The sequence below is a fragment of the Paracoccus sphaerophysae genome (assembly GCF_000763805.1).
Lineage (GTDB): Bacteria > Pseudomonadota > Alphaproteobacteria > Rhodobacterales > Rhodobacteraceae > Paracoccus > Paracoccus sphaerophysae.
Genome location: NZ_JRKS01000023.1, coordinates 23,733 through 41,375 on the forward strand (window position 1 = coordinate 23,733; position 17,643 = coordinate 41,375).

Consider the following 17,643-nt stretch of genomic DNA (forward strand, 5'->3'; position numbering starts at 1 on the left):
GTCGGTTCGGCCGACGCGGGCTCAACACGTATGTCTGCAATGCAGCATCCTTACACCCTTCGGGAAGTCCCTTCCCGTATGGGCATGGGTCTTCCCTTGTTCATTCCAATGGAAGGTTAAACCCATGATCAACAAGGTTGAACTGCTGGGTCGTCTCGTTGGCGATCCCGAGATCCGTACGGCCCAGGACGGGACCAAGATCGCGCGTTTTCGCGTGATCACCTCCGAGGTGTTCAAGCGCCAAGGGGACTCGGACTGGACCGAGCGGACCGAAGGACACACCGTCGTCGTCTTCGATCACCAGATCAAGACGCTTCAGGATCGGGCGAAGAAGGGCATGATGATCTACGTCATCGGCATCCTCCGCACCCGCTCCTGGGACAAGGACGGCGAGAAGCGCTTTGCGACCGAGGTGACCGTCAACGGCCACCACACCACCCTGCGCCTGCTCGGCTATCCTTGTGCAGCCGCGCCGAAATGCAAAAGCCGCCAAGCGTTTCCTTGCTCGGTTGATTGCCCGGTTTGGCAAGCCTCGTGTCGTCGTGACTGACAAATTGCGCAGTTACATCAAACCGATCCGGGCTCTTGCGCCTGAAGCTGATCATCGGGCACACAAAGGGCTCAACAATCGCATCGAGGGTTCGCATCGGCCGACCCGCAAACGGGAGAAGGTCATGGGCCGGTTCAAATCGATCCGACAGACGCAAAGGTTCCTCGCGGCCCACGATCAAATCAACACGATTTTCAGACCCCGCCGCTACCGCCTCTCAACCGTCTCATACCGCCACGCAAGGTCCGATGCCTTCAACCTGTGGCACGGGTATGCGCTTGAAATGACCGCCTGAGAAAATCACCCCTAGGGACCGTCAAAGGTCGGTGCCGTTAAGTTGGCAATGCCAGGATGCAGGCTATGCCGCCTTCACCCGGATCATGCTGACCTTGGCCGGTGCTTTCGCCGCCGCGGGCGCGGTGGCGCTGCTGGACGCCCTGACCGGGTGGCGGGACCGGCCCGTCGCCCCGGCGCGACAGGTGGCCGGCTGAGGCCTGCAAGTGGGACCCCGCAAAGGCCCGCGCCGCTCAGCGCTCCGACGAGAAATGCTGCTTGAGGTAGGCCAGGATCACGTCCTTGGTCTCCTCGTCCGGCTCGACCATGCCTTGGGCCTCCACCATCCAGTGCCACAGATAATCCCACCGCGCGTCGGTGATGCGCTGCTGGCGGATGATCGCGGTCGAATGGCAGGCGACGCATTGGTAATAGGTTTCCTCGGCGCCGGGACCGTCAGGCAGGTCGCCCAGTTCTGGGTTGGGAGCGCCTTGGGCAAGGGCGGCGGTCGGGGGCGCCGCGCCACCCTGCGGCTGGACGGCAGAGGCCATGGGATCGACCACCGCGCTCGGCTGCGCCGCCGCGGCAGGTTCAGCCGCTCGGGGCGTGCCCACCGGATGCAGCGCGTCAAACGGCGGTGCCTCGCGCAGCGCGGCCATCGGGTCAGGTGCGTCCTGAGCGGCCGCGGGTCCGGCCGTCAGCAGGGCAGCCGCGGTCAGGCCGGCGGCAATCGTCTGGAAACGTGGCATGGAATATCCCTCTGGAAAGGAATGCGGATGCAGCGGCAGAGGGCCGCCGCATGCGGGATGGGGTCAGCCCGCGATCAAGGCGATGCGGTGCTGGATGTTGTTGGCATAGCCACGCGGGTTCCAGCCGGGGGACACCGGCGGCTGACTGACGCCGTTCATATCGGTTGCCCGGGCCCAGACCTCATAATAGCCCTTTTCCGGTAGGGTGAGGTTCGCGCGCCAGCGCTGCCAGGCAAACCGGTTATGGGCAGGGTCCAGCTGCGCCTCGATCCAGGTCTGACCGAAGTCGGTCGACACATGGACCGCCTTGACGTCGCCATTGCCGGCCCAGGCATGGCCGCGCACCTCGGTGGGCTGCCCCACGGGCGCCGGAGCGCCAGTCTGCGGGAAGGTGATAAGGGATTTCACCGGCATCACGGTCAGGATCTGCATGTCCTCCTCGGGCACTTCGGTCCCCGGCGCGACTGGATAAGCCGGCAAGCGATAGGAATCGCCGCCCATCTTGGCGCCGTCATGCACCTGATCGCGCACCCAGATCCGGGTCAGATACTTTTGCGACACCGAACCAGGATAGCCGGGGATCACCAGCCGCAGCGGAAAGCCGTGCAGCGCCGGGATCGGCTGGCCGTTCATGGCCCAGGCGATGAGGCCGTCCTCCTCCAGCGCCTTTTCGATCGGGACGCCGCGCGAGATCACTTCCTTCTCGTCATCGCCCGAAAGATGCACGTCGTTGCCATAATGGCCGGTGTAGACCGCGCTCGGCTTGACGCCTGCCGCCTCCAGCACGTCCTTCAGGCGCACGCCGGTCCATTCCGGACAGGCGACCGCGCCCATGGTCCACTGGTTGCCCGAGGTGCCGGGGTGGAAATAGGCGCGCCCATTGCCGCCGCATTCGACCACCAGCCGTCGGGTGACGGTCTCGAAGCGTGATTTGAGGTCGTCGATCGTCAGTTCCAGAGGCGTCTTGACCTCGCCGTCAATCACCACCTTCCAGCCCTCGGGGTTCATGTCCAGCGCGGTCTGGGGCACCAGCCCATTCATGCGCACAAACATCTGCTCATACGGGGTGACGTCGTCGTCCAGCAGATGGGCGGGCGTTTCGGCGTTCAGGGGCTTGTCGCTCAGCAGCGTCAGGCCGGACTTGCCCGACATCAGTTCCTCGCCTGAATCCTGGGCGAGCGCCACCGGGACGAACCCGGCAGGAAGGTTGCGCTCGAACGGGATTGCCATGCCGATCATCGCGCCCAAGGCAGAAAGCCCGGTCGTCTTCAGCAATGCTCGGCGTGCCGGCGAGGCGGGATGCTCAAGCGTTGCGGCAGTCCCGGATGCGGCATCCCCGTCGTGGTCTGCGGAATAAACAGTCCGTTCGGACATAGCGGCATCCTTTCATGTCAAGCATTCATCAGGAAGGCAGAGAGCCTGACGTTACCGCCTCTGTCAACGACGGTGGGTCGATATTCCCAAAGGTCGAGGGGCGGCTGTCCACATAAGGCAGGGCAAGGTTTCGAACGCCTGCTTGGTTGCAAGCAAAGCTCGTGGTCACCATCCGCTGCCGCAGTAGGGCACGCGCAGAGTCTTGATGGGCCCGCCACGCGGAGCATGAGTAAAGGGACGGCACAAGCTAGGAAGCTTCTCTCAAGAAGACCGGGGGGGGTCGCGCATTATCTTCGGCGACGGAACAGCGGGCGCGGCGGGTGAGGACACCTTCCGCATCCTCGGCGGCACCAACCTCATCCGCGATTATCAGACGCGCGAGGACCTGCAGCTGAACAGCCTCGATCCCAGCGGGATCAGCCTTGTCGGACTGAAAGGCGGTTATGCGGCTCAGGCCGTTCCGGTTGCGCCGCTCGATTCAACCTCACCGAAAACGCTCTGCCGGCCGCCAACGCGATGACCGCTTTCGGCAGAGTCTTTCGACCACTCTGCCCGACGTCACGCAGCCCCACCCTCACACCGGTGCGGCGGTTGACTGACGGCAGATCAGCTCGGGCGTGAGGATCCGGTCGGCCGGGCGATGGCCGCCGATCAGCTCCAGCAACGTGGTCGCGGCGAGGCGGCCCAGATCGCGCTTGGGCTGGCGGATGGTCGTCAGCGGCACCGGCAGATGCGCGACCCAGTCGATGGCGTCAAAGCCGATCACCGACACGTCACCCGGCACCGACAGGCCGTGGCGCTGGACCTCGCCCATGAAACCCGCCGCCGCCTCGTCGCTGAAGCCGACGATGGCGGTCGGGCGGGTCTCGGGCGGCTGCGACAGCCAGCGCAGCGCCGCCTCGGCCCCCGATTGCAGCGAGAAATCGCCGGGATAGCCGGGCGGGTCGGTCAGAACGCGGCGCAGGCCGTCGGCGCGGGCGCGGTGCAGGACATTGCTCTCGGGACCGCCGATCCAGCCGATGCGGCGATGGCCCAGCGACCACAGATGCCGCGCCGCGAGTTCGGTTCCGGCGGCGTTGTCCAGCACGACGCGGGGGATATCGGCGCCGTCGATCCACTCGCACGCCATGACCAGGGGCGGCGCGCCGGGCATGACGGCCAGATCGTCGGCCGTCACCTGCCCGTCCAGCAGGATGATCCCGTCCGCGCGCGAGGGATCAAGAAACCGCCGCAAAGCGCGGTGACGGCCGCCCGGCTCCCCCGGCTCCATCGTGTCGCCGACCAGCAGGTCATACCCCGCCGCGTTCAGCGCCGCCCCCATCCCGGCCAGGATCTTGGCAAAAAACGGGTTGCCCAGATTGGGCACCAGCGCCACGACGGCGCCCGTCCGCCCCTGCCGCAGATTCCGCGCCGCCACGTTCATCCGATAGCCGGTCGCGCGTACGGCGCGGGCCACGGCGTCGCGGGTGTCGGGCGACACAACGGCGGGCCGCGAGAGCGCCCGGCTGACGGTCGCGACCGACACCCCCGCCACGCGGGCCACATCCGCCAGCCGCGCCGGTGCGCTCTGCCTGAGCTGAATTTCCGCATCGTCCATCCACCGCACTATGCGGCCCGACGGAGCCGACGCAAGATTTGAGAACGGCGCTTGCAAACGATTACATCTCGGGCTTAGCTGACCTGGGGACGAGGAGGACGGGATGCGGACCATCAAGGGACCGGCGCTGTTTCTGGCACAGTTCGCGGGCGATGCCGCGCCGTTCAATTCGTGGGAGGGGATCACCCGATGGGCGGCCTCGCTGGGGTATAAGGGCGTGCAGGTGCCCAGCTGGGACGCGCGGCTGATCGATCTGGACCGGGCGGCGACTTCGCAGGATTACCGCGACGAATTCTTGGGCATCGCACGGCAGAACGGGGTCGAGGTGACGGAACTCTCGACCCACCTGCAAGGCCAGCTGGTCGCGGTGCATCCGGCCTACGATGCGGGGTTCGACGGGTTCGCGCCCTCCCGGCTGCATGGCAACCCCACGGCGCGGCAGGCATGGGCGGTGGATCAGGTCGGCAAGGCGATCCGCGCCAGCGGGGCGATGCGTCTGCCTGCAATGGCAACGTTTTCGGGTGCGCTCGCCTGGCCCTATCTGTATCCGTGGCCGCAGCGGGCGCCGGGTCTGGTGGATACGGCGTTCGGCGAACTGGCCGCGCGCTGGCGGCCCTTGCTGGACCTCGCGGACGAAAGCGGCGTCGATATGTGTTATGAGATCCACCCCGGCGAGGATCTGCATGACGGCGTGACCTTCGAGATGTTCCTTGACCGCGTGGACAGCCACCCGCGCGCGAACATGCTGTATGACCCGTCGCATTACCTGCTGCAACAGCTTGATTATGTGCAAAATATCGACATTTACCACGACCGAATCCGGATGTTTCACGTCAAGGATGCCGAGTTCCGCCCCTCGGGCCGGCAGGGCGTTTATGGCGGGTTCCAAAGCTGGGCGGACCGCGCGGGCCGCTTCCGCAGCCTTGGCGACGGGCAGGTGGATTTCGGGGCGGTGTTTTCCAAACTGACGCAGTACGGCTTTGACGGCTGGGCGGTCGTCGAATGGGAATGCGCGCTGAAACACCCCGAGGACGGCGCCCGCGAAGGGGCCGAGTTCGTCCGCCGCCACATCATCCGCACCACGCCGCACGCGTTCGACGATTTCGCCTCGCAAGGGACGGACGAGGCGGCGAACCGCAAGGCGCTGGGGCTATGACCGACCCGATCCCCCTCGGCATGGTCGGCGGCGGCGAGGGCGCGTTTATCGGCGCGCTCCACCGCATCGCCGCGCGGATGGACGGGCATTTTCTGCTGACCGCGGGCGCGCTGTCGTCGGATGCCGCACGGGCCGAAGCCTCGGCGCGCGCTCTGGGCCTCGACCGCTCCTACGCCGATTTCCGCGAGATGGCGCAGGCCGAATCCGCCCGGCCCGATGGCATCAAGGCCGTGTCCATCGTGACCCCGAACCACGTCCACGCCGCTGCCGCCGTCGCGTTCCTTGGCGCGGGTATCCACGTCATCTGCGACAAGCCCCTGGCTGCGTCGGCCCATCAGGCGCAGCAGATCGCCGACGCCGCCCGCCGCAACACAGCCCGCTTTTTCCTCACGCATAATTACTGCGCCAACCCACTTGTGCGCGAGGCCCGCGCGCTGGTGGCCGAGGGCGCGTTAGGCGAGATCCGGCTGGTGCAGGCCGAATATCTGCAAGGGTGGCTGTCCGATCCGGTCCAGTCCAAGCAAGCCGACTGGCGCACCGATCCGGCACAGGCGGGGGCGGGCGCCTTGGGCGACATCGGCACCCATGCGTGGCAGCTGGCGCAGTTCGTGACCGGGATGACGCCCGACAGCCTGTCCGCCGAGGTCTCGCGCATGGTCCCCGGCCGCATGATCGACGACGATGCCCGCGTCGCGCTACGTTATGGCAACGGCGCGCGCGGCGGGATCTGGGTCAGCCAGGTCGCCGTGGGGCAGGAAAACGGGCTGTCGCTGCGGGTGTTCGGGACGAAAGGCGCGCTCGACTGGCGGCAGGAACAGTCCGAGCGGATGATCTTCACCCCCAAGGACCAGCCGCCGCGCATCCTGACGCGCGCGCAGGACCGCTCGGGGTCGTTCCGCACGCCGCCCGGCCACCCCGAGGGGTATCTCGAAGCCTTCGCCAATCTTTACAGCGACATCGCCGCCGTGATCCGGGGCGACATGACCCATGCCGACCGCATCCCCGGACTGCAGGACGGGCTGTCGGGCATGGGCTTCATCGCCGCCGCACTGCGGTCCTCGGACGAGGACGGGGCATGGGTGACGCTGTGACACCGACCCTCTCGCTGGACGCCGTGACCAAAAGCTTCGGCCAGGTCGAGGTGCTGCACGGCGTCGATCTGACCCTGAACGCGGGCGAGGTTCACGCCCTGATCGGCGAAAACGGCGCGGGCAAGTCCACGATCATGAAGATCCTCGGCGGGTTTCTTGCGCCCACGTCAGGCCGGGTGCTGCTGGACGGCCAGCCCGCCCCCTACAGCACCGGCCCGCAGGCCGAGGCGGCGGGCGTGATCGTGATTCATCAGGAATTCAACCTTGCCCCCGATCTGTCGGTCGCGGCCAACATCTTTCTGGGGCGCGAGATCAGCCGCGGCCTGCGCCTGGACCACGCCGCGATGCGGGCCGCCGCGGGCGATCTGCTGGCGCAGCTGGACACGACGATCCGCCCCGACGCGCTGATCCGCGACCTGTCGGTGCCGGACCGCCAGATGGTCGAGATCGCCAAGGCCCTGTCGCGCCGCGCCCGCGTGCTGATCATGGACGAACCCTCGGCCGCCCTGACCCACCGCGAGGTCGACGCGCTGTATGCGCAGGTCGACCGCCTGCGGGCCGAGGGCGTGGCGCTGATGTTCTGCTCGCACCGGCTGGACGAGGTCGAACGGCTGGCCGACCGCATCACCGTCCTGCGCGACGGCGCGGTGGTCGGTCGCGCGACCCGAGGCGGCATGACGCAGGACGGCATGGCGACCGCGATGGTCGGCCGTCAACTGGCCGACATCTTTCCGCCCAAGCCGTCCGCGGCGGGCGATGAGATGCTGCGGGTCGAGGGCGTCACCGTTCCGGGCCGCGTCGAAAACGCGAGCCTGACCCTGCGCCGAGGCGAGGTTCTGGGCATCGCCGGTCTTGTCGGATCAGGCCGCACGGAGTTGGCCGAGGCCATCGCGGGCCTGCGCAGCCATAATGGCCGCGTCACGCTGATGGGCCAGCCCTTGACCATCCGCGCGCCCGCCGACGCGCTGGCCGCCGGCATCGCCTATCTGACCGAGGACCGGAAAGAGGCCGGGTTGCTGTTGACCAAGTCCCTGACCGAAAACCTTACGCTGTCGGCGCTGGACCGCTTTGGCTTTCGCATCGACCGCACGCGCGAGGCGATTGCGATGGCGGACGCCACGCGCGATTTCGACATCCGTGCTGCCTCACCCGCGATGCCCGCCGGCGCGCTGTCGGGCGGCAATCAGCAAAAGCTGTTGCTGGCGAAAACCATGCTGACCGAGCCGCGGATCATCATCATCGACGAACCGACCCGCGGCATCGACATCGGCACCAAGCAGCAGATCTACCGCTTTGTCCGCCGTCTGGCCGACGAAGGAACCGGCGTCATCGTGATCTCGTCCGAACTGCCCGAGCTGATCGGGCTGGCCAACCGCGTCCTGGTCATGCGTCAGGGCCGCATCGCAGGCGCGGTCGCGGGCGACCGCGTCACCGAAGAAAACATCGTCCGCCTTGCCATGGGGCTGGGCGCGGAAAGGGAACCGGCATGAAGCGCGTCGATCTGCATCTTCTGGGGCCGCTGATCGCGCTGGTCGGGCTGTTCATCCTTGGCGCGTTGCTGAACCCCGCGTTCCTTGCGCCCGCCAACCTGTCGAACGTGCTGGCCCGGTCGGCCTTTATCGGGCTGATCGCCATTGGCATGACGTTTGTGATCACACAAGGCGGGCTGGACCTGTCCGTCGGCTCGATGGCCGCATTTCTGGCTGGCATCACCATCATGGCGATGAACTGGCTCGCGCCGATTACCGGGGCCAACTGGGGCACGATCCTTTTGGGCATGAGCGTGGCGTTGGCGGGGGGCATCGCCTCGGGCTATGTCAACGGCGCGCTGGTGACGAAAGCGCGGATCGAGGCCTTTATCGTCACCCTGGGCACGATGGGCATCTTCCGCAGCCTCGTGACGTGGCTTGCCGATGGCGGGACGCTCAGCCTCGATTCCTCGCTGCGGGCCATCTATCGCCCTGTCTATTTCGGCGGCATCGGCTGGGTGACATGGCCGATCATCGTCTTTGCCATCGCCGCGATCCTTGGCGAATGGGCGATGCGCCACACCCGTTTCGGCCGCCATGTCGAGGCGATCGGATCGAACGACCGGGTCGCCCGCTATTCGGCCGTCGATGTCGAACGGACCCGCCTGCTGACCTATGTGCTGCTCGGCGCGCTGGTCGGCCTTGCGACGATCCTTTACGTCCCGCGGCTGGGGTCGGCGTCCGGGTCCACCGGCGTTCTGTGGGAGCTTGAGGCCATCGCCGCCGTCATCATCGGCGGCACCGCGCTGAAGGGCGGTCGCGGCCGGGTCTGGGGGACGGTCGTCGGCGTCCTGATCCTAAGCCTCATCGACAACATCCTGAATCTGGCGGATCTGGTCAGCCCCTATCTGAACGGGGCGATTCAGGGCGTCATCATCGTGCTTGCTGTGGTCTTGCAGCGGGAAAAACGCGCCGCCGACTAGCGGCCGATAGGGGAGGAAGAACCATGAAACGTCGCAACATGCTAAAACTGCCGCTTGCCGCTGCTGCGCTGTCGCTGGTGGCCAGCGTCGCCGTGGCGCAGGACGCTGAAAAGAAGGTGATCGGGGTGTCGATCCCGTCCGCCACCCACGGTTTCATGGGCGGGCTGAACTGGCACGCGCAGGACACCATCACCCGGCTGGGGACGGTCTATCCGAACCTTGAATTCGTGCTGGCGACCGCGCCGGACGCCGCCAAGCAGGTCTCCGACATCGAAGATATGCTGGCCACCCGCAACATCGACGGGCTGGTCGTGCTGCCGTTTGAATCCGAGCCGCTGACCGACCCCGTCAAGCAGGTCAAGGCGGCGGGCAAGTTCGTGACCGTCGTGGACCGCGGCCTGTCCGAGGAAGGGATCGAGGATCTGTATGTCGCCGGCGACAACACCGCCTTCGGGCGGGTCGCGGGCGAATATTTCCGCGACAACCTGAAGGACGGCGGCAAGATCGTGGTGCTGCGCGGCATCCCGACGACGCTGGACAATGAACGCGTCGAGGCGTTCCAGAAGGCGCTGGAGGGGTCTGGCAAGGAAATCCTCGATATGCAGCACGGCAACTGGAACCGCGACGACGCCTTCAAGGTGATGCAGGATTATCTGGCGAAATACCCGGAAATCGACGCGGTCTGGGCGGCCGATGACGACATGGCGGTGGGCGTGCTGGAAAGCCATCGCGCAGGCCGGCCGTCAGGACCAGATGATCGTCGTCGGCGGCGCGGGCATGAAAGACATGATCAAGCGCATCATGGACAAGGATCCGCAACTGCCCGTGAACGTGACCTATCCGCCGGCGCTGATCTCGTCCGCGATCGAGATGACCGCGCTGCGCTTCGTGTCGAACGCGCCGATGGCGGGGCGTTACATCATCGGCAGCCAGCTGATTACGCCCGAAAACGCGGAACAGTATTACTTCCCCGACAGCCCGTTCTGATCGGGGACACGTCCAGGCAACGACCGGAGGCCGCCGCGGCCTCCGGTTTTTGGTTTCGGGGTGATGTGGGGGGCGGATAAGGCTGCGGCCCGTTCTCTCGCCTGGCCTCACCGAGCCCCCTGCCCCCTTGCGCACAGCCCTCGACCCAACTAGTCTGCAAACCAGTTGACGAGGAACCCCATGCGCGAAATCGGTGCCTTCGAGGCAAAGACCCGCCTATCCGAGCTGCTCGCCGCGGCCGAGGCGGGGGAATCGATCACCATCACCCGCCGCGGCGCGCCCGTGGCGCGGCTGGTGCCTGCGGCGGAGCGCGAGGACCGCAGCGCCGCGCTGACCCGCATCGCCGCGCTGCGGCGCAGGCTGGGCGACCGGCTGGCAGACGGCCGCGCCACCCTGACCCGCGACGAAATTCTGTCCGCGCGCGATCAGGGGCGGCGCTGAATGTCGGCATCTGAACCGGGCCTCGTCCGCTTTGCGCCAGACGCATCACACCTCCAAACCATAAGACACGCCGCATGATGGTGCTGGACGCCTCGGCGGTCGTGGGCTGGATCATGCCCGACGAAACCGGGATCGACCTCGACGCCGTGATCGCGGGGGGCGAGCCGTTGCTCGCGCCATGGCTGATGTGGATCGAGCTGCGCAACATCCTGATCGTCAGCGAACGCCGCGGCAGGCTGCCTGCGGGCATGGCCGACCAGATCGCCGACAGCGTCGATGCGCTGGGGGTGACGCTGGATACGGCCGCCTCGAGCCCGGTGGTGATGGACCTCGCCCGCCGCCACGGGCTGACGGGCTATGACGCGCTGTATCTGGAGCTTGCGCTGCGCCACGGCGCGACGCTTGCGACGCTCGACGGCAAATTGCGCGCCGCGGCCAAGGCCGAGGGCGTGGCAGTGGTGGGGTAAGGCTGGCCGCTGCCAGTCCGCCCCAGCCCCGCCGGCTCAGCAATTATCGTTCATCTGCCCGCCTGTCGCGTCCGCTGCCGCCCTGCCCGGCTGCCCGCACCGCGGGCGCCAAAGGCATACCCCCCCTCTCTTGCCTTTGCGCCCGCCGCGGCCCAGCGTCGCCGGACACGCGAAAAAGGCGATCACATCCATGAAGATCTTCATCAGCGCCGATATGGAGGGCACGGCCGGCGTCACCACCTGGGCCGAAACCGAACAGGACAAGCCCGACTATGCCCAGTTCCAGGCTCTTATGACCGCCGAGGTCGTTGCCGCCTGTGACGGCGCCCTGGCGGCCGGCGCGACGGAAATCGTCATCAAGGACGCGCATCACACCGGGCGCAACCTGCTGGTTGACCGCCTGCCACGGCAGGCCCGGATCATCCGCGACTGGTCGGGCCACCCGCATTCGACGATGTTCGGACTGGACGCGGACTGCGCGGCGGCGATCTTTACCGGCTATCACGACGCGGCCGGCACCGACAGCAACCCGCTGGCCCACAGCTTTACCGGCCGGATCATGCGGCTGACGATCAACGGGGCGCTGGCGTCCGAATTCACGGTGAACGCCACCACCGCCGCCTTTTTGGGGGTGCCGGCCGCGTTCATCTCGGGCGATGCGGGGATCTGCGCGGCGGCCGGGAAACTGGTGCCGGGGATCACCGCGGTGCCTGTCAGCCAAGGGTTCGGGCCGGCCAGCGCCGCGCTTGCCCCGGCGATGGCCCGCGCCCTGATCCGCGAGGGCGTCGAACGCGCGCTTGGCGGCACCCCACGGCATGCCCCCCTGGCCGAAAGTTGGGACGTCGAGCTGGAGTTTGCGAACCCGGTCGAGGCCTATCGCGGCAGCTTCTTCCCCGGCGTGGATTATCCCGAGGCCCGCCGCCTGCGCTTTCAGCGCGACGACTGGTTCGAGGTGCTGCGGGTGCTGCGCTTCCTGTGGTAGCCGCAGCCACCATCAGCGCCGGACCGCCCATCTGGCTCACGCGCAACCGCAGACTGCATGGCGTTCTCCGCGCGGAAATCGTGATCGAAACATTCGACGACGTTCTGACCGAAAGGTGAAAAAGGTCGCATCATGGCCACGGGAACGATGAACTGGGATGATCTTCGCGTGGTTTCGGCGATCTACAAAGCCGGCTCTTTCGCGCGCGCGGCGCAGGCGCTGCATCTGGACGAAACCACCATCGGCCGCCGTCTGGCGCGGATCGAGGCCGCGCTTGGAAGGCCCCCTGCCCTTCCGTCAAATTCCGGCCATCGCTGGTCCTGCCGAACGGGGCCTTCTTCGCAGAACCCCCTGCCCTCTCCATGTCGCGGATGCCGCGCGCAGCCTATGCTAAACCGTCCCGGACAGCGGCGATCATCATGCTGCTTTCGCCTTCGCGGCCACGCGTGAGGCGGGCGAAATCGCGGCAGCAACGGGTTGCGCCGCAAGACGTCCCGCCGGTGCGACATGCGGAATCTCACGCGGTCCCAGCTTCTTCGTGGAAGGATTCGCCGAACCAGAGTGCGCAATACAGAATGGCAGCACAACCATATATAGTATAATTGATTATATTCCATACTATATATACGTCCATTCTTCGCCATACGTCGGCAATCGCAAGACAAACGCCCCGCCTCAACAGCGGCAACGGGAGACAATATCCGCCGCCCGCGCGGGCGGTTTCGCTGCGAAACCTCAGCGTTCGAGAAGCGACTGGATATGGCTCATCAGGCTGTCCATCAGTTCGGGATGCAGCGCCTCACCCTCCAGCCGCAGGATATGGGCACGACCATCCCTGCCCCGCCGGATGCTGATCCCGCTGGACGTGCGAATAGTGTCGTTATCCAGCCACCCCACGGCCGGCTTCATCCTGGGCCGCCCGCCACGGCTGGACGGCACCCGAGGCTGCGATTCCACGGCTGTCAGCGCCGCCTCGATCGCCGCCCACTCCTCCTCGGCATCTTCGGGGCGGATGTCGGACAAGGCCGCGCGCAAGGCGGCCTCGGCCCCGTTGCGAAGCGCCCCCGCAAGCCGCAGGCCCCGCCGTTCAGACAACGACTGAGGGAAAATCAGCATATCGCCCAGCTCTTCGAAGATCAGGGCGAAGGACCGCACCTTGGACCGTTTAGCTTTCGACCCGGTGGCGAACAGCGTGTTCACGGCCTCCTCGGTATTGGTAAACGCGCCCTGATCGGCGGCGATGACGGCGATGCGGCCCCTCTCGAAATGGCTCAGCTCCTCGCGGACCTCGTTTTCCTCGATCATCGCGACGAAGGCTGCGTCGGCCGTAGTCTGGGGACGGATCAGGGCGCGGATATGGCTGTGTTTCTCGGCCTGCGTCAGGTTGAAAAGCGCCCGCACCGCCTGCAGCCGCCGATAGCCGGACAACAGCCCAAAGCGCGGCCCCTGCCCCTCGGGCTCGTCCATTCGAAAGACCTCGATCGGCAGCCGCAGGCCGTGAGCCGCGATAGAGAGCCGCAGCTCCTGCATCTGCTCCTCGTCCATGGCCATCCGATCGCGGACCATGGCGCCTTCGTCGATCTGATCGATGGGGATCTCGACGATCAGCAGGCCGCGGGCATCAGCCTCCTGCAACCGCGCGGCGTCGGCATCTGCCCTGGCCCGCGCTTCTCGCGTGGCGGCGTCACCCGGATCGGACTGCGTTGCCGCATCGGCGGCGATCTGGGCGATGGGCGCAAGGCCGCGGGCGGCCTGCGGGCGGCCAACGGTTTCGCTGCGAAACTCGGCCTCGATCCGGTTCAGATCGGTGCTGGAGGGCGTTTCCAGACGCCGCCGCTTAGCCATTTTCCTGATCCTCTTCGTCCTTGTCCATTTCAAGATCGCGCCACCACGACCCCAGAACCAGCTCTTTGACCTCGGCCCACGTCCGGTCGAAGGTCTCGCGCCCGCGGACATAGGTGTCGCGGTTGAATTCACGATAATCGGCCTCGTAGATGCCGTTCACCTGTTCGCCGGCCTGCCCGATCATGGCGGTCAGTTCCTGCCGGTAGGTGGTCATGAAATCGCCGAAATAAGCCTGAATGACATTAGCCAGATCGGCCTGCTGGCCGGCATCGAACCGGGTGATGATGGCGCGGACCGCGTCCCATTCAAAACGCATCTCGGGCAATCCCTCACGCCGGCGGGCGGCGTTTTCGCCGTCCTCGATGCTGGCGAAGGTCGAGTACAGCATATCGAAAAAGCGGCCGGTCGAATCGAACTCGAGGAACGATGCGCCCAAGGGGACCAGCAGAATATCGGCCGCGGCCAAGGCGTTGATCGTCAGATACCCCAGTGCCGGCGGGGTATCGAGGATGATGATGTCGTAATTATCCGTGATTCCGTCGGCCTGAAAGCCATTGTTCAGCGCATCCCACAGTGGCCAGCCGCGCAGGCCCATGCGCCAGACAGGGATCTGAAACTCGGCCCAGTACAGGTTCAGCTGCGCGCCCAGCAGGTCGATATTGGGCCAGTGGGTCGGCTGGATCAGATCGCGGGCGTTGATCTTCAGCGCCTCGGTCAGGGTCTCGTCGAAGGGCAGGGGGGCTTGACCCCCTGCCTGTCGCACCCTGTTTTCGTCTTGCAGCGCCAGCGCGTAATCCTTGGCCAGCAGCGGGAAGGCGGTCGACCATTCGTCGGCGACCTGCCCCCCCATGATCGAGGTCATGCTGCCCTGACTGTCCAGATCGACGACCAGCACTTTATAGCCGTCCAGTGCCGCCGACATGGCGATATGCGCGGCGGTCGATGTCTTGCCGACGCCGCCCTTGAAATTGGCGACCGCGATGATCTTGGCGGGCAAGCCTTCGGGCCGCCAGGGGCGGTATTCGCGCCCGGCGGCGCCTTCGGTCGCGAAATGGTCGCGCAGGCGAAGGACGTCTTCCAGACTGAACCACTTGCTGTTGCCTTCGCCGGTCCCTTGGGGAAGGTCGGGGTTCTTCAGCAGGACGCGGCGAAAATGGGCGGGCGCGACGGGGATCAGATAGCGGCAGACCTCCCACGTCGAAAAACGGCGCAGCCTCTTGCGGCCGTCGGGGGCATATCCGCGTTCGGCCAGATCCTGCCGACCGCGGGCAGCGAATGCGGCGGCCTTGGCGAATCGGGCGGTATCGACGGGCTGGTGCAGGCGCTTGGCCGCGCGGGCGGGGTCGATGTTGAAATAGGGCGGGGTATCGGTCTTGCCTGATGACATGTCACAATCTCTGGGATGTGCTGTTGCTCTGCGTTTTTTGGCGGAATCATCGCACATGAAAGAGTGTCTGTGAATCACCCTTGCGACGTTTCGCAGCGAAACCCTCAAAAAGCCGGATTTCTGACAGCAACAAGTTGAGAATCTTTAAGAGTCTTTAGAATCTTTGTCGCTGATTAGTCATTCAATATCAATGCTGTAGGAGGCCGTTGGCACCCACCTGCGGGATGAAGGGTGCCGGTTTACGGGATGAAGGGTGCCCTGATTCGGGACGAAGGGGGCCGATTCGCGGGAATTGGGGTATCCGGGTGCGGGATCGGGGCGGAAAGGGTGGGGCAGGGGGGATGTGCCTGCAAACCCGGCACTCCGACTCCCGTAAAGGGGTACCTTTCAGGTGGTCTTGCCGCCAAAGGAACCCGTTTGCGGGACGCAGCAATGCGGGATGAGCGGCCGTCAACGGAACCTTGAAAGACATTGCGGGAGGGTGCCTTTCGGACGATAATTGGCCCAATCATCGTCGGAAGAACGAGAGCAGGCATACAGTGGACGTGATCCCCAAGGACCAGTTGTCGGGCGCATTGCGACGCGGCGCGGTGAAAAAACATGTGGCCGCGATCCATGTGTCCGGCAAGCTGACGCTGTTGCAGCGCAAGCTGTCGAACGTGCTGCTGCTGAACGCGTATGACACCCTTGTCAGCCGGTCGCGTCACCAGATCGACGCGCGGACGCTGTGCATGATGATCGGCTATAACTCGAACGACATGGACACGCTGAAGCAGTCGCTGCGCGGTCTGGCCGAGACGGTGGCCGAATGGGACATGCTGGATGAAAAGGGCCAGCAGGAATGGGGCGTCAGCAGCCTGCTGAGCTATGCCAAGCTGAAAGGCGGGGTGTGCGAATACGCCTATTCCCCGGCGCTGGCGGAAAAACTGCATGATCCCAAGGTCTTCGCGTTGATCAACCTGAATATCCAGCGGCGGTTCACCTCGGGTCACGCGCTGGCGCTTTATGAAAATTGTTACCGCTTTGTGCGGACGGGATCGACCGGGTGGTGGGCGCTGGACCTGTTCCGGCGGCTGATGGGGGTCGATCAGTCGGCCTATTACGAGACGTTCAAGCATCTGAACGCCAAGATCATCAAGCCCGCGGTGGATGAGATCAACCGGACCAGCAACATCATCCTGACCCCCGAGACGCGCAAGCAGGGCCGCGCCGTGGTCGAGATCCGCTTTCGCATTCGCGAAAACCCGCAGTTGGCGATCCTGGACATGGATGACGGCGAGGGCGTGCGGCACGGCCCGGTCTATGCCCGGCTGCGCGATCTGGGGGTCAGCGACCGGCTGGCGCGGCAATGGCTGGCCTCTCATGGCGAGGATCAGGTGCGCGCAAGGTTGGACTATGTCGAGGGGCGCAAGAACGTCAAAAGCAAGGTCGGCTATCTGGCTGCGGCACTTGAGGGCGGGTTTGCCGAAGCTGGGGCAGGGGAGGCGGCGACCGCCCCCACCCCCCGCGGGGCGCGTCTGGGCCGGGTGCTGGAGGCGGTGAAATCGCGCACGCCGACGCAGCGTGACGCCGACCGACGGCTGTTTCTGTCGCAGCTGACGGACGGCGCGCTGCGGGCGGATTTCGAGAAACACGGCTGGCTGTCGCCGCTGAACGCCGACCGGATCGCGGGATTCTGGGACGAGATTTCGCCGGGCGTTCTTGGGGGGTAAGGTCCGGGGACACGTGGCTGGCTAAGCGGGACCGGATCGCGGTGACGCCGTTCGCCTTGGCCGCGACAGGCGCGGGCGGGCGAAGGCGCAGGTCTGGACCTGCCGACGCCGTTTGAGGCAGCGGGGGCCAAGGCTGCCGCCTTGGCCCCCGCGCGTGCGGTCCCCGTGTTCGGTCCGGTGGCGGACCATGGCCTTGGGAGGCACCACCGCCCCCTCAGCCCCCCATGATCGCGCGGATGATGATATAGATCAGCGACGGTCCCAGCAGGCAGCCCAGCCCGGTATAGAATGTCGCGGTCATCGCTCCGTAAGGCACTAGTCGCTTGTCGGTCGCGGCCAGACCGCCGGCGACGCCGCTCGTGGTGCCCATCAGCCCGCCATAGGCCATCGCGGCCTTGGAGTTGTTCAGCCCGATCAAGGCCGAGTGGGGCCTTTCGGTGTTATGGTCGGTGACCAGGCAGCGATCAGGTCACGGGCATGGGCGATGTTGCGGAACAGGGCCTCGTTCAGAAGCTCGTCCCGCATCCTGCCGTTGAAGCTTTCGACGAACCCGTTCTGCATCGGCTTGCCCGGCGCAATG

Annotated in this window: 16 protein-coding genes and 3 pseudogenes; 13 read left to right on the plus strand and 6 right to left on the minus strand. The window is 66.0% G+C overall.

The features are described from left to right. Window positions 1-124 precede the first annotated feature (124 nt). The 3 genes and pseudogenes from IC63_RS08700 to IC63_RS18075 all read left to right on the plus strand — a co-directional run bounded on the left by IC63_RS08700 (window position 125) and on the right by IC63_RS18075 (window position 1,041). Window positions 125-550 (plus strand): single-stranded DNA-binding protein, encoded by a 426-nt coding sequence (locus IC63_RS08700; protein WP_052042035.1) that lies wholly within the window; start codon window positions 125-127, stop codon window positions 548-550. Next, a pseudogene (locus IC63_RS17440) lies at window positions 456-845 on the plus strand (IS6 family transposase); the annotation flags it as partial. The gene IC63_RS08700 and the pseudogene IC63_RS17440, both read left to right, overlap by 95 nt. Window positions 846-876: 31 nt before the next feature. Then, window positions 877-1,041 carry a hypothetical protein gene (locus tag IC63_RS18075; protein ID WP_156965419.1) on the plus strand — a complete coding sequence of 55 codons (165 nt, stop codon included), beginning with the start codon at window positions 877-879 and terminating at the stop codon, window positions 1,039-1,041. Between the two features lie 36 nt (window positions 1,042-1,077). On the opposite strand, the gene IC63_RS18460 is transcribed toward IC63_RS18075, so the two are convergent. The 3 genes from IC63_RS18460 to IC63_RS08715 form a co-directional block, all read right to left on the minus strand. Continuing rightward, window positions 1,078-1,572, minus strand: coding sequence for a cytochrome C-552 (locus IC63_RS18460; RefSeq protein ID WP_198026286.1), 495 nt, complete (start codon window positions 1,570-1,572; stop codon window positions 1,078-1,080). Window positions 1,573-1,635: 63 nt separating this feature from the next. Beyond that, on the minus strand, window positions 1,636-2,802 hold the full coding sequence (locus IC63_RS08710) for a sulfite oxidase (RefSeq protein ID WP_232222560.1): 1,167 nt from the start codon (window positions 2,800-2,802) through the stop codon (window positions 1,636-1,638). A gap of 718 nt (window positions 2,803-3,520) precedes the next feature. Next, the gene (locus IC63_RS08715; RefSeq protein ID WP_052042037.1) at window positions 3,521-4,543 is read right to left on the minus strand and encodes a LacI family DNA-binding transcriptional regulator; all 1,023 of its coding nucleotides are present in this window, start codon (window positions 4,541-4,543) and stop codon (window positions 3,521-3,523) included. A 103-nt stretch (window positions 4,544-4,646) separates the two neighbouring features. Here IC63_RS08715 and IC63_RS08720 point away from each other — a divergent pair, with 103 nt between their 5' ends. The 9 genes and pseudogenes from IC63_RS08720 (at window position 4,647) to IC63_RS19090 (ending at window position 12,569) form a co-directional block, all read left to right on the plus strand. Continuing rightward, window positions 4,647-5,699 (plus strand): sugar phosphate isomerase/epimerase family protein, encoded by a 1,053-nt coding sequence (locus IC63_RS08720; RefSeq protein ID WP_036719179.1) that lies wholly within the window; start codon window positions 4,647-4,649, stop codon window positions 5,697-5,699. Next, entirely contained in the window at window positions 5,696-6,790 is a 1,095-nt protein-coding gene (locus IC63_RS08725; RefSeq protein WP_036719243.1) for a Gfo/Idh/MocA family protein, read from the plus strand. The genes IC63_RS08720 and IC63_RS08725 overlap by 4 nt, the downstream gene beginning before the upstream one ends. After that, on the plus strand, window positions 6,775-8,280 hold the full coding sequence (locus tag IC63_RS08730; protein ID WP_036719181.1) for a sugar ABC transporter ATP-binding protein: 1,506 nt from the start codon (window positions 6,775-6,777) through the stop codon (window positions 8,278-8,280). Before IC63_RS08725 ends, IC63_RS08730 begins: the two co-directional genes overlap by 16 nt. Further along, window positions 8,277-9,242: an ABC transporter permease gene (locus IC63_RS08735; RefSeq protein WP_036719183.1), complete on the plus strand. Its 966-nt coding sequence runs from the start codon at window positions 8,277-8,279 to the stop codon at window positions 9,240-9,242. Before IC63_RS08730 ends, IC63_RS08735 begins: the two co-directional genes overlap by 4 nt. A gap of 23 nt (window positions 9,243-9,265) precedes the next feature. After that, window positions 9,266-10,229: pseudogene (locus tag IC63_RS08740) on the plus strand (ABC transporter substrate-binding protein). A 180-nt stretch (window positions 10,230-10,409) separates the two neighbouring features. Further along, window positions 10,410-10,670: a type II toxin-antitoxin system Phd/YefM family antitoxin gene (locus IC63_RS08745; protein ID WP_036719185.1), complete on the plus strand. Its 261-nt coding sequence runs from the start codon at window positions 10,410-10,412 to the stop codon at window positions 10,668-10,670. 74 nt (window positions 10,671-10,744) lie between these two features. Further along, window positions 10,745-11,137, plus strand: a complete 393-nt coding sequence (locus IC63_RS08750; RefSeq protein WP_036719188.1) for a type II toxin-antitoxin system VapC family toxin — start codon at window positions 10,745-10,747, stop codon at window positions 11,135-11,137. A gap of 190 nt (window positions 11,138-11,327) precedes the next feature. Continuing rightward, window positions 11,328-12,119 carry a M55 family metallopeptidase gene (locus IC63_RS08755; protein WP_036719191.1) on the plus strand — a complete coding sequence of 264 codons (792 nt, stop codon included), beginning with the start codon at window positions 11,328-11,330 and terminating at the stop codon, window positions 12,117-12,119. A 147-nt stretch (window positions 12,120-12,266) separates the two neighbouring features. Then, entirely contained in the window at window positions 12,267-12,569 is a 303-nt protein-coding gene (locus IC63_RS19090; RefSeq protein WP_084115677.1) for a helix-turn-helix domain-containing protein, read from the plus strand. A 285-nt stretch (window positions 12,570-12,854) separates the two neighbouring features. Here the strand turns inward: IC63_RS19090 and IC63_RS08760 are convergent, their stop codons facing one another. Together IC63_RS08760 and IC63_RS08765 are read right to left on the minus strand one after the other, a co-directional pair. Beyond that, window positions 12,855-13,964: a ParB/RepB/Spo0J family partition protein gene (locus IC63_RS08760; RefSeq protein ID WP_036719194.1), complete on the minus strand. Its 1,110-nt coding sequence runs from the start codon at window positions 13,962-13,964 to the stop codon at window positions 12,855-12,857. Continuing rightward, on the minus strand, window positions 13,957-15,351 hold the full coding sequence (locus IC63_RS08765) for an AAA family ATPase (protein WP_036719198.1): 1,395 nt from the start codon (window positions 15,349-15,351) through the stop codon (window positions 13,957-13,959). The genes IC63_RS08760 and IC63_RS08765 overlap by 8 nt, the downstream gene beginning before the upstream one ends. Window positions 15,352-15,890: 539 nt before the next feature. Here IC63_RS08765 and IC63_RS08770 point away from each other — a divergent pair. After that, a complete protein-coding gene (locus tag IC63_RS08770; protein WP_036719202.1) occupies window positions 15,891-17,063 on the plus strand; it encodes a replication initiation protein in 1,173 nt (390 codons plus the stop codon). Between the two features lie 214 nt (window positions 17,064-17,277). Here the strand turns inward: IC63_RS08770 and IC63_RS19235 are convergent. Then, a pseudogene (locus IC63_RS19235) lies at window positions 17,278-17,643 on the minus strand (integrase core domain-containing protein); the annotation flags it as partial.

What these genes read in the sequence shown, in the direction of transcription:
- IC63_RS08700 (WP_052042035.1), top strand. Translation starts at nt 125, where the DNA reads ATGATCAACAAGGTTGAACTGCTGGGTCGTCTCGTTGGCGATCCCGAG.
- IC63_RS18460 (WP_198026286.1), bottom strand. Translation starts at nt 1,572, where the DNA reads ATGCCACGTTTCCAGACGATTGCCGCCGGCCTGACCGCGGCTGCCCTG.
- IC63_RS08710 (WP_232222560.1), bottom strand. Translation starts at nt 2,802, where the DNA reads ATGGCAATCCCGTTCGAGCGCAACCTTCCTGCCGGGTTCGTCCCGGTG.
- IC63_RS08715 (WP_052042037.1), bottom strand. Translation starts at nt 4,543, where the DNA reads ATGGACGATGCGGAAATTCAGCTCAGGCAGAGCGCACCGGCGCGGCTG.
- IC63_RS08720 (WP_036719179.1), top strand. Translation starts at nt 4,647, where the DNA reads ATGCGGACCATCAAGGGACCGGCGCTGTTTCTGGCACAGTTCGCGGGC.
- IC63_RS08725 (WP_036719243.1), top strand. Translation starts at nt 5,696, where the DNA reads ATGACCGACCCGATCCCCCTCGGCATGGTCGGCGGCGGCGAGGGCGCG.
- IC63_RS08730 (WP_036719181.1), top strand. Translation starts at nt 6,775, where the DNA reads ATGGGTGACGCTGTGACACCGACCCTCTCGCTGGACGCCGTGACCAAA.
- IC63_RS08735 (WP_036719183.1), top strand. Translation starts at nt 8,277, where the DNA reads ATGAAGCGCGTCGATCTGCATCTTCTGGGGCCGCTGATCGCGCTGGTC.
- IC63_RS08745 (WP_036719185.1), top strand. Translation starts at nt 10,410, where the DNA reads ATGCGCGAAATCGGTGCCTTCGAGGCAAAGACCCGCCTATCCGAGCTG.
- IC63_RS08750 (WP_036719188.1), top strand. Translation starts at nt 10,745, where the DNA reads ATGATGGTGCTGGACGCCTCGGCGGTCGTGGGCTGGATCATGCCCGAC.
- IC63_RS08755 (WP_036719191.1), top strand. Translation starts at nt 11,328, where the DNA reads ATGAAGATCTTCATCAGCGCCGATATGGAGGGCACGGCCGGCGTCACC.
- IC63_RS19090 (WP_084115677.1), top strand. Translation starts at nt 12,267, where the DNA reads ATGAACTGGGATGATCTTCGCGTGGTTTCGGCGATCTACAAAGCCGGC.
- IC63_RS08760 (WP_036719194.1), bottom strand. Translation starts at nt 13,964, where the DNA reads ATGGCTAAGCGGCGGCGTCTGGAAACGCCCTCCAGCACCGATCTGAAC.
- IC63_RS08765 (WP_036719198.1), bottom strand. Translation starts at nt 15,351, where the DNA reads ATGTCATCAGGCAAGACCGATACCCCGCCCTATTTCAACATCGACCCC.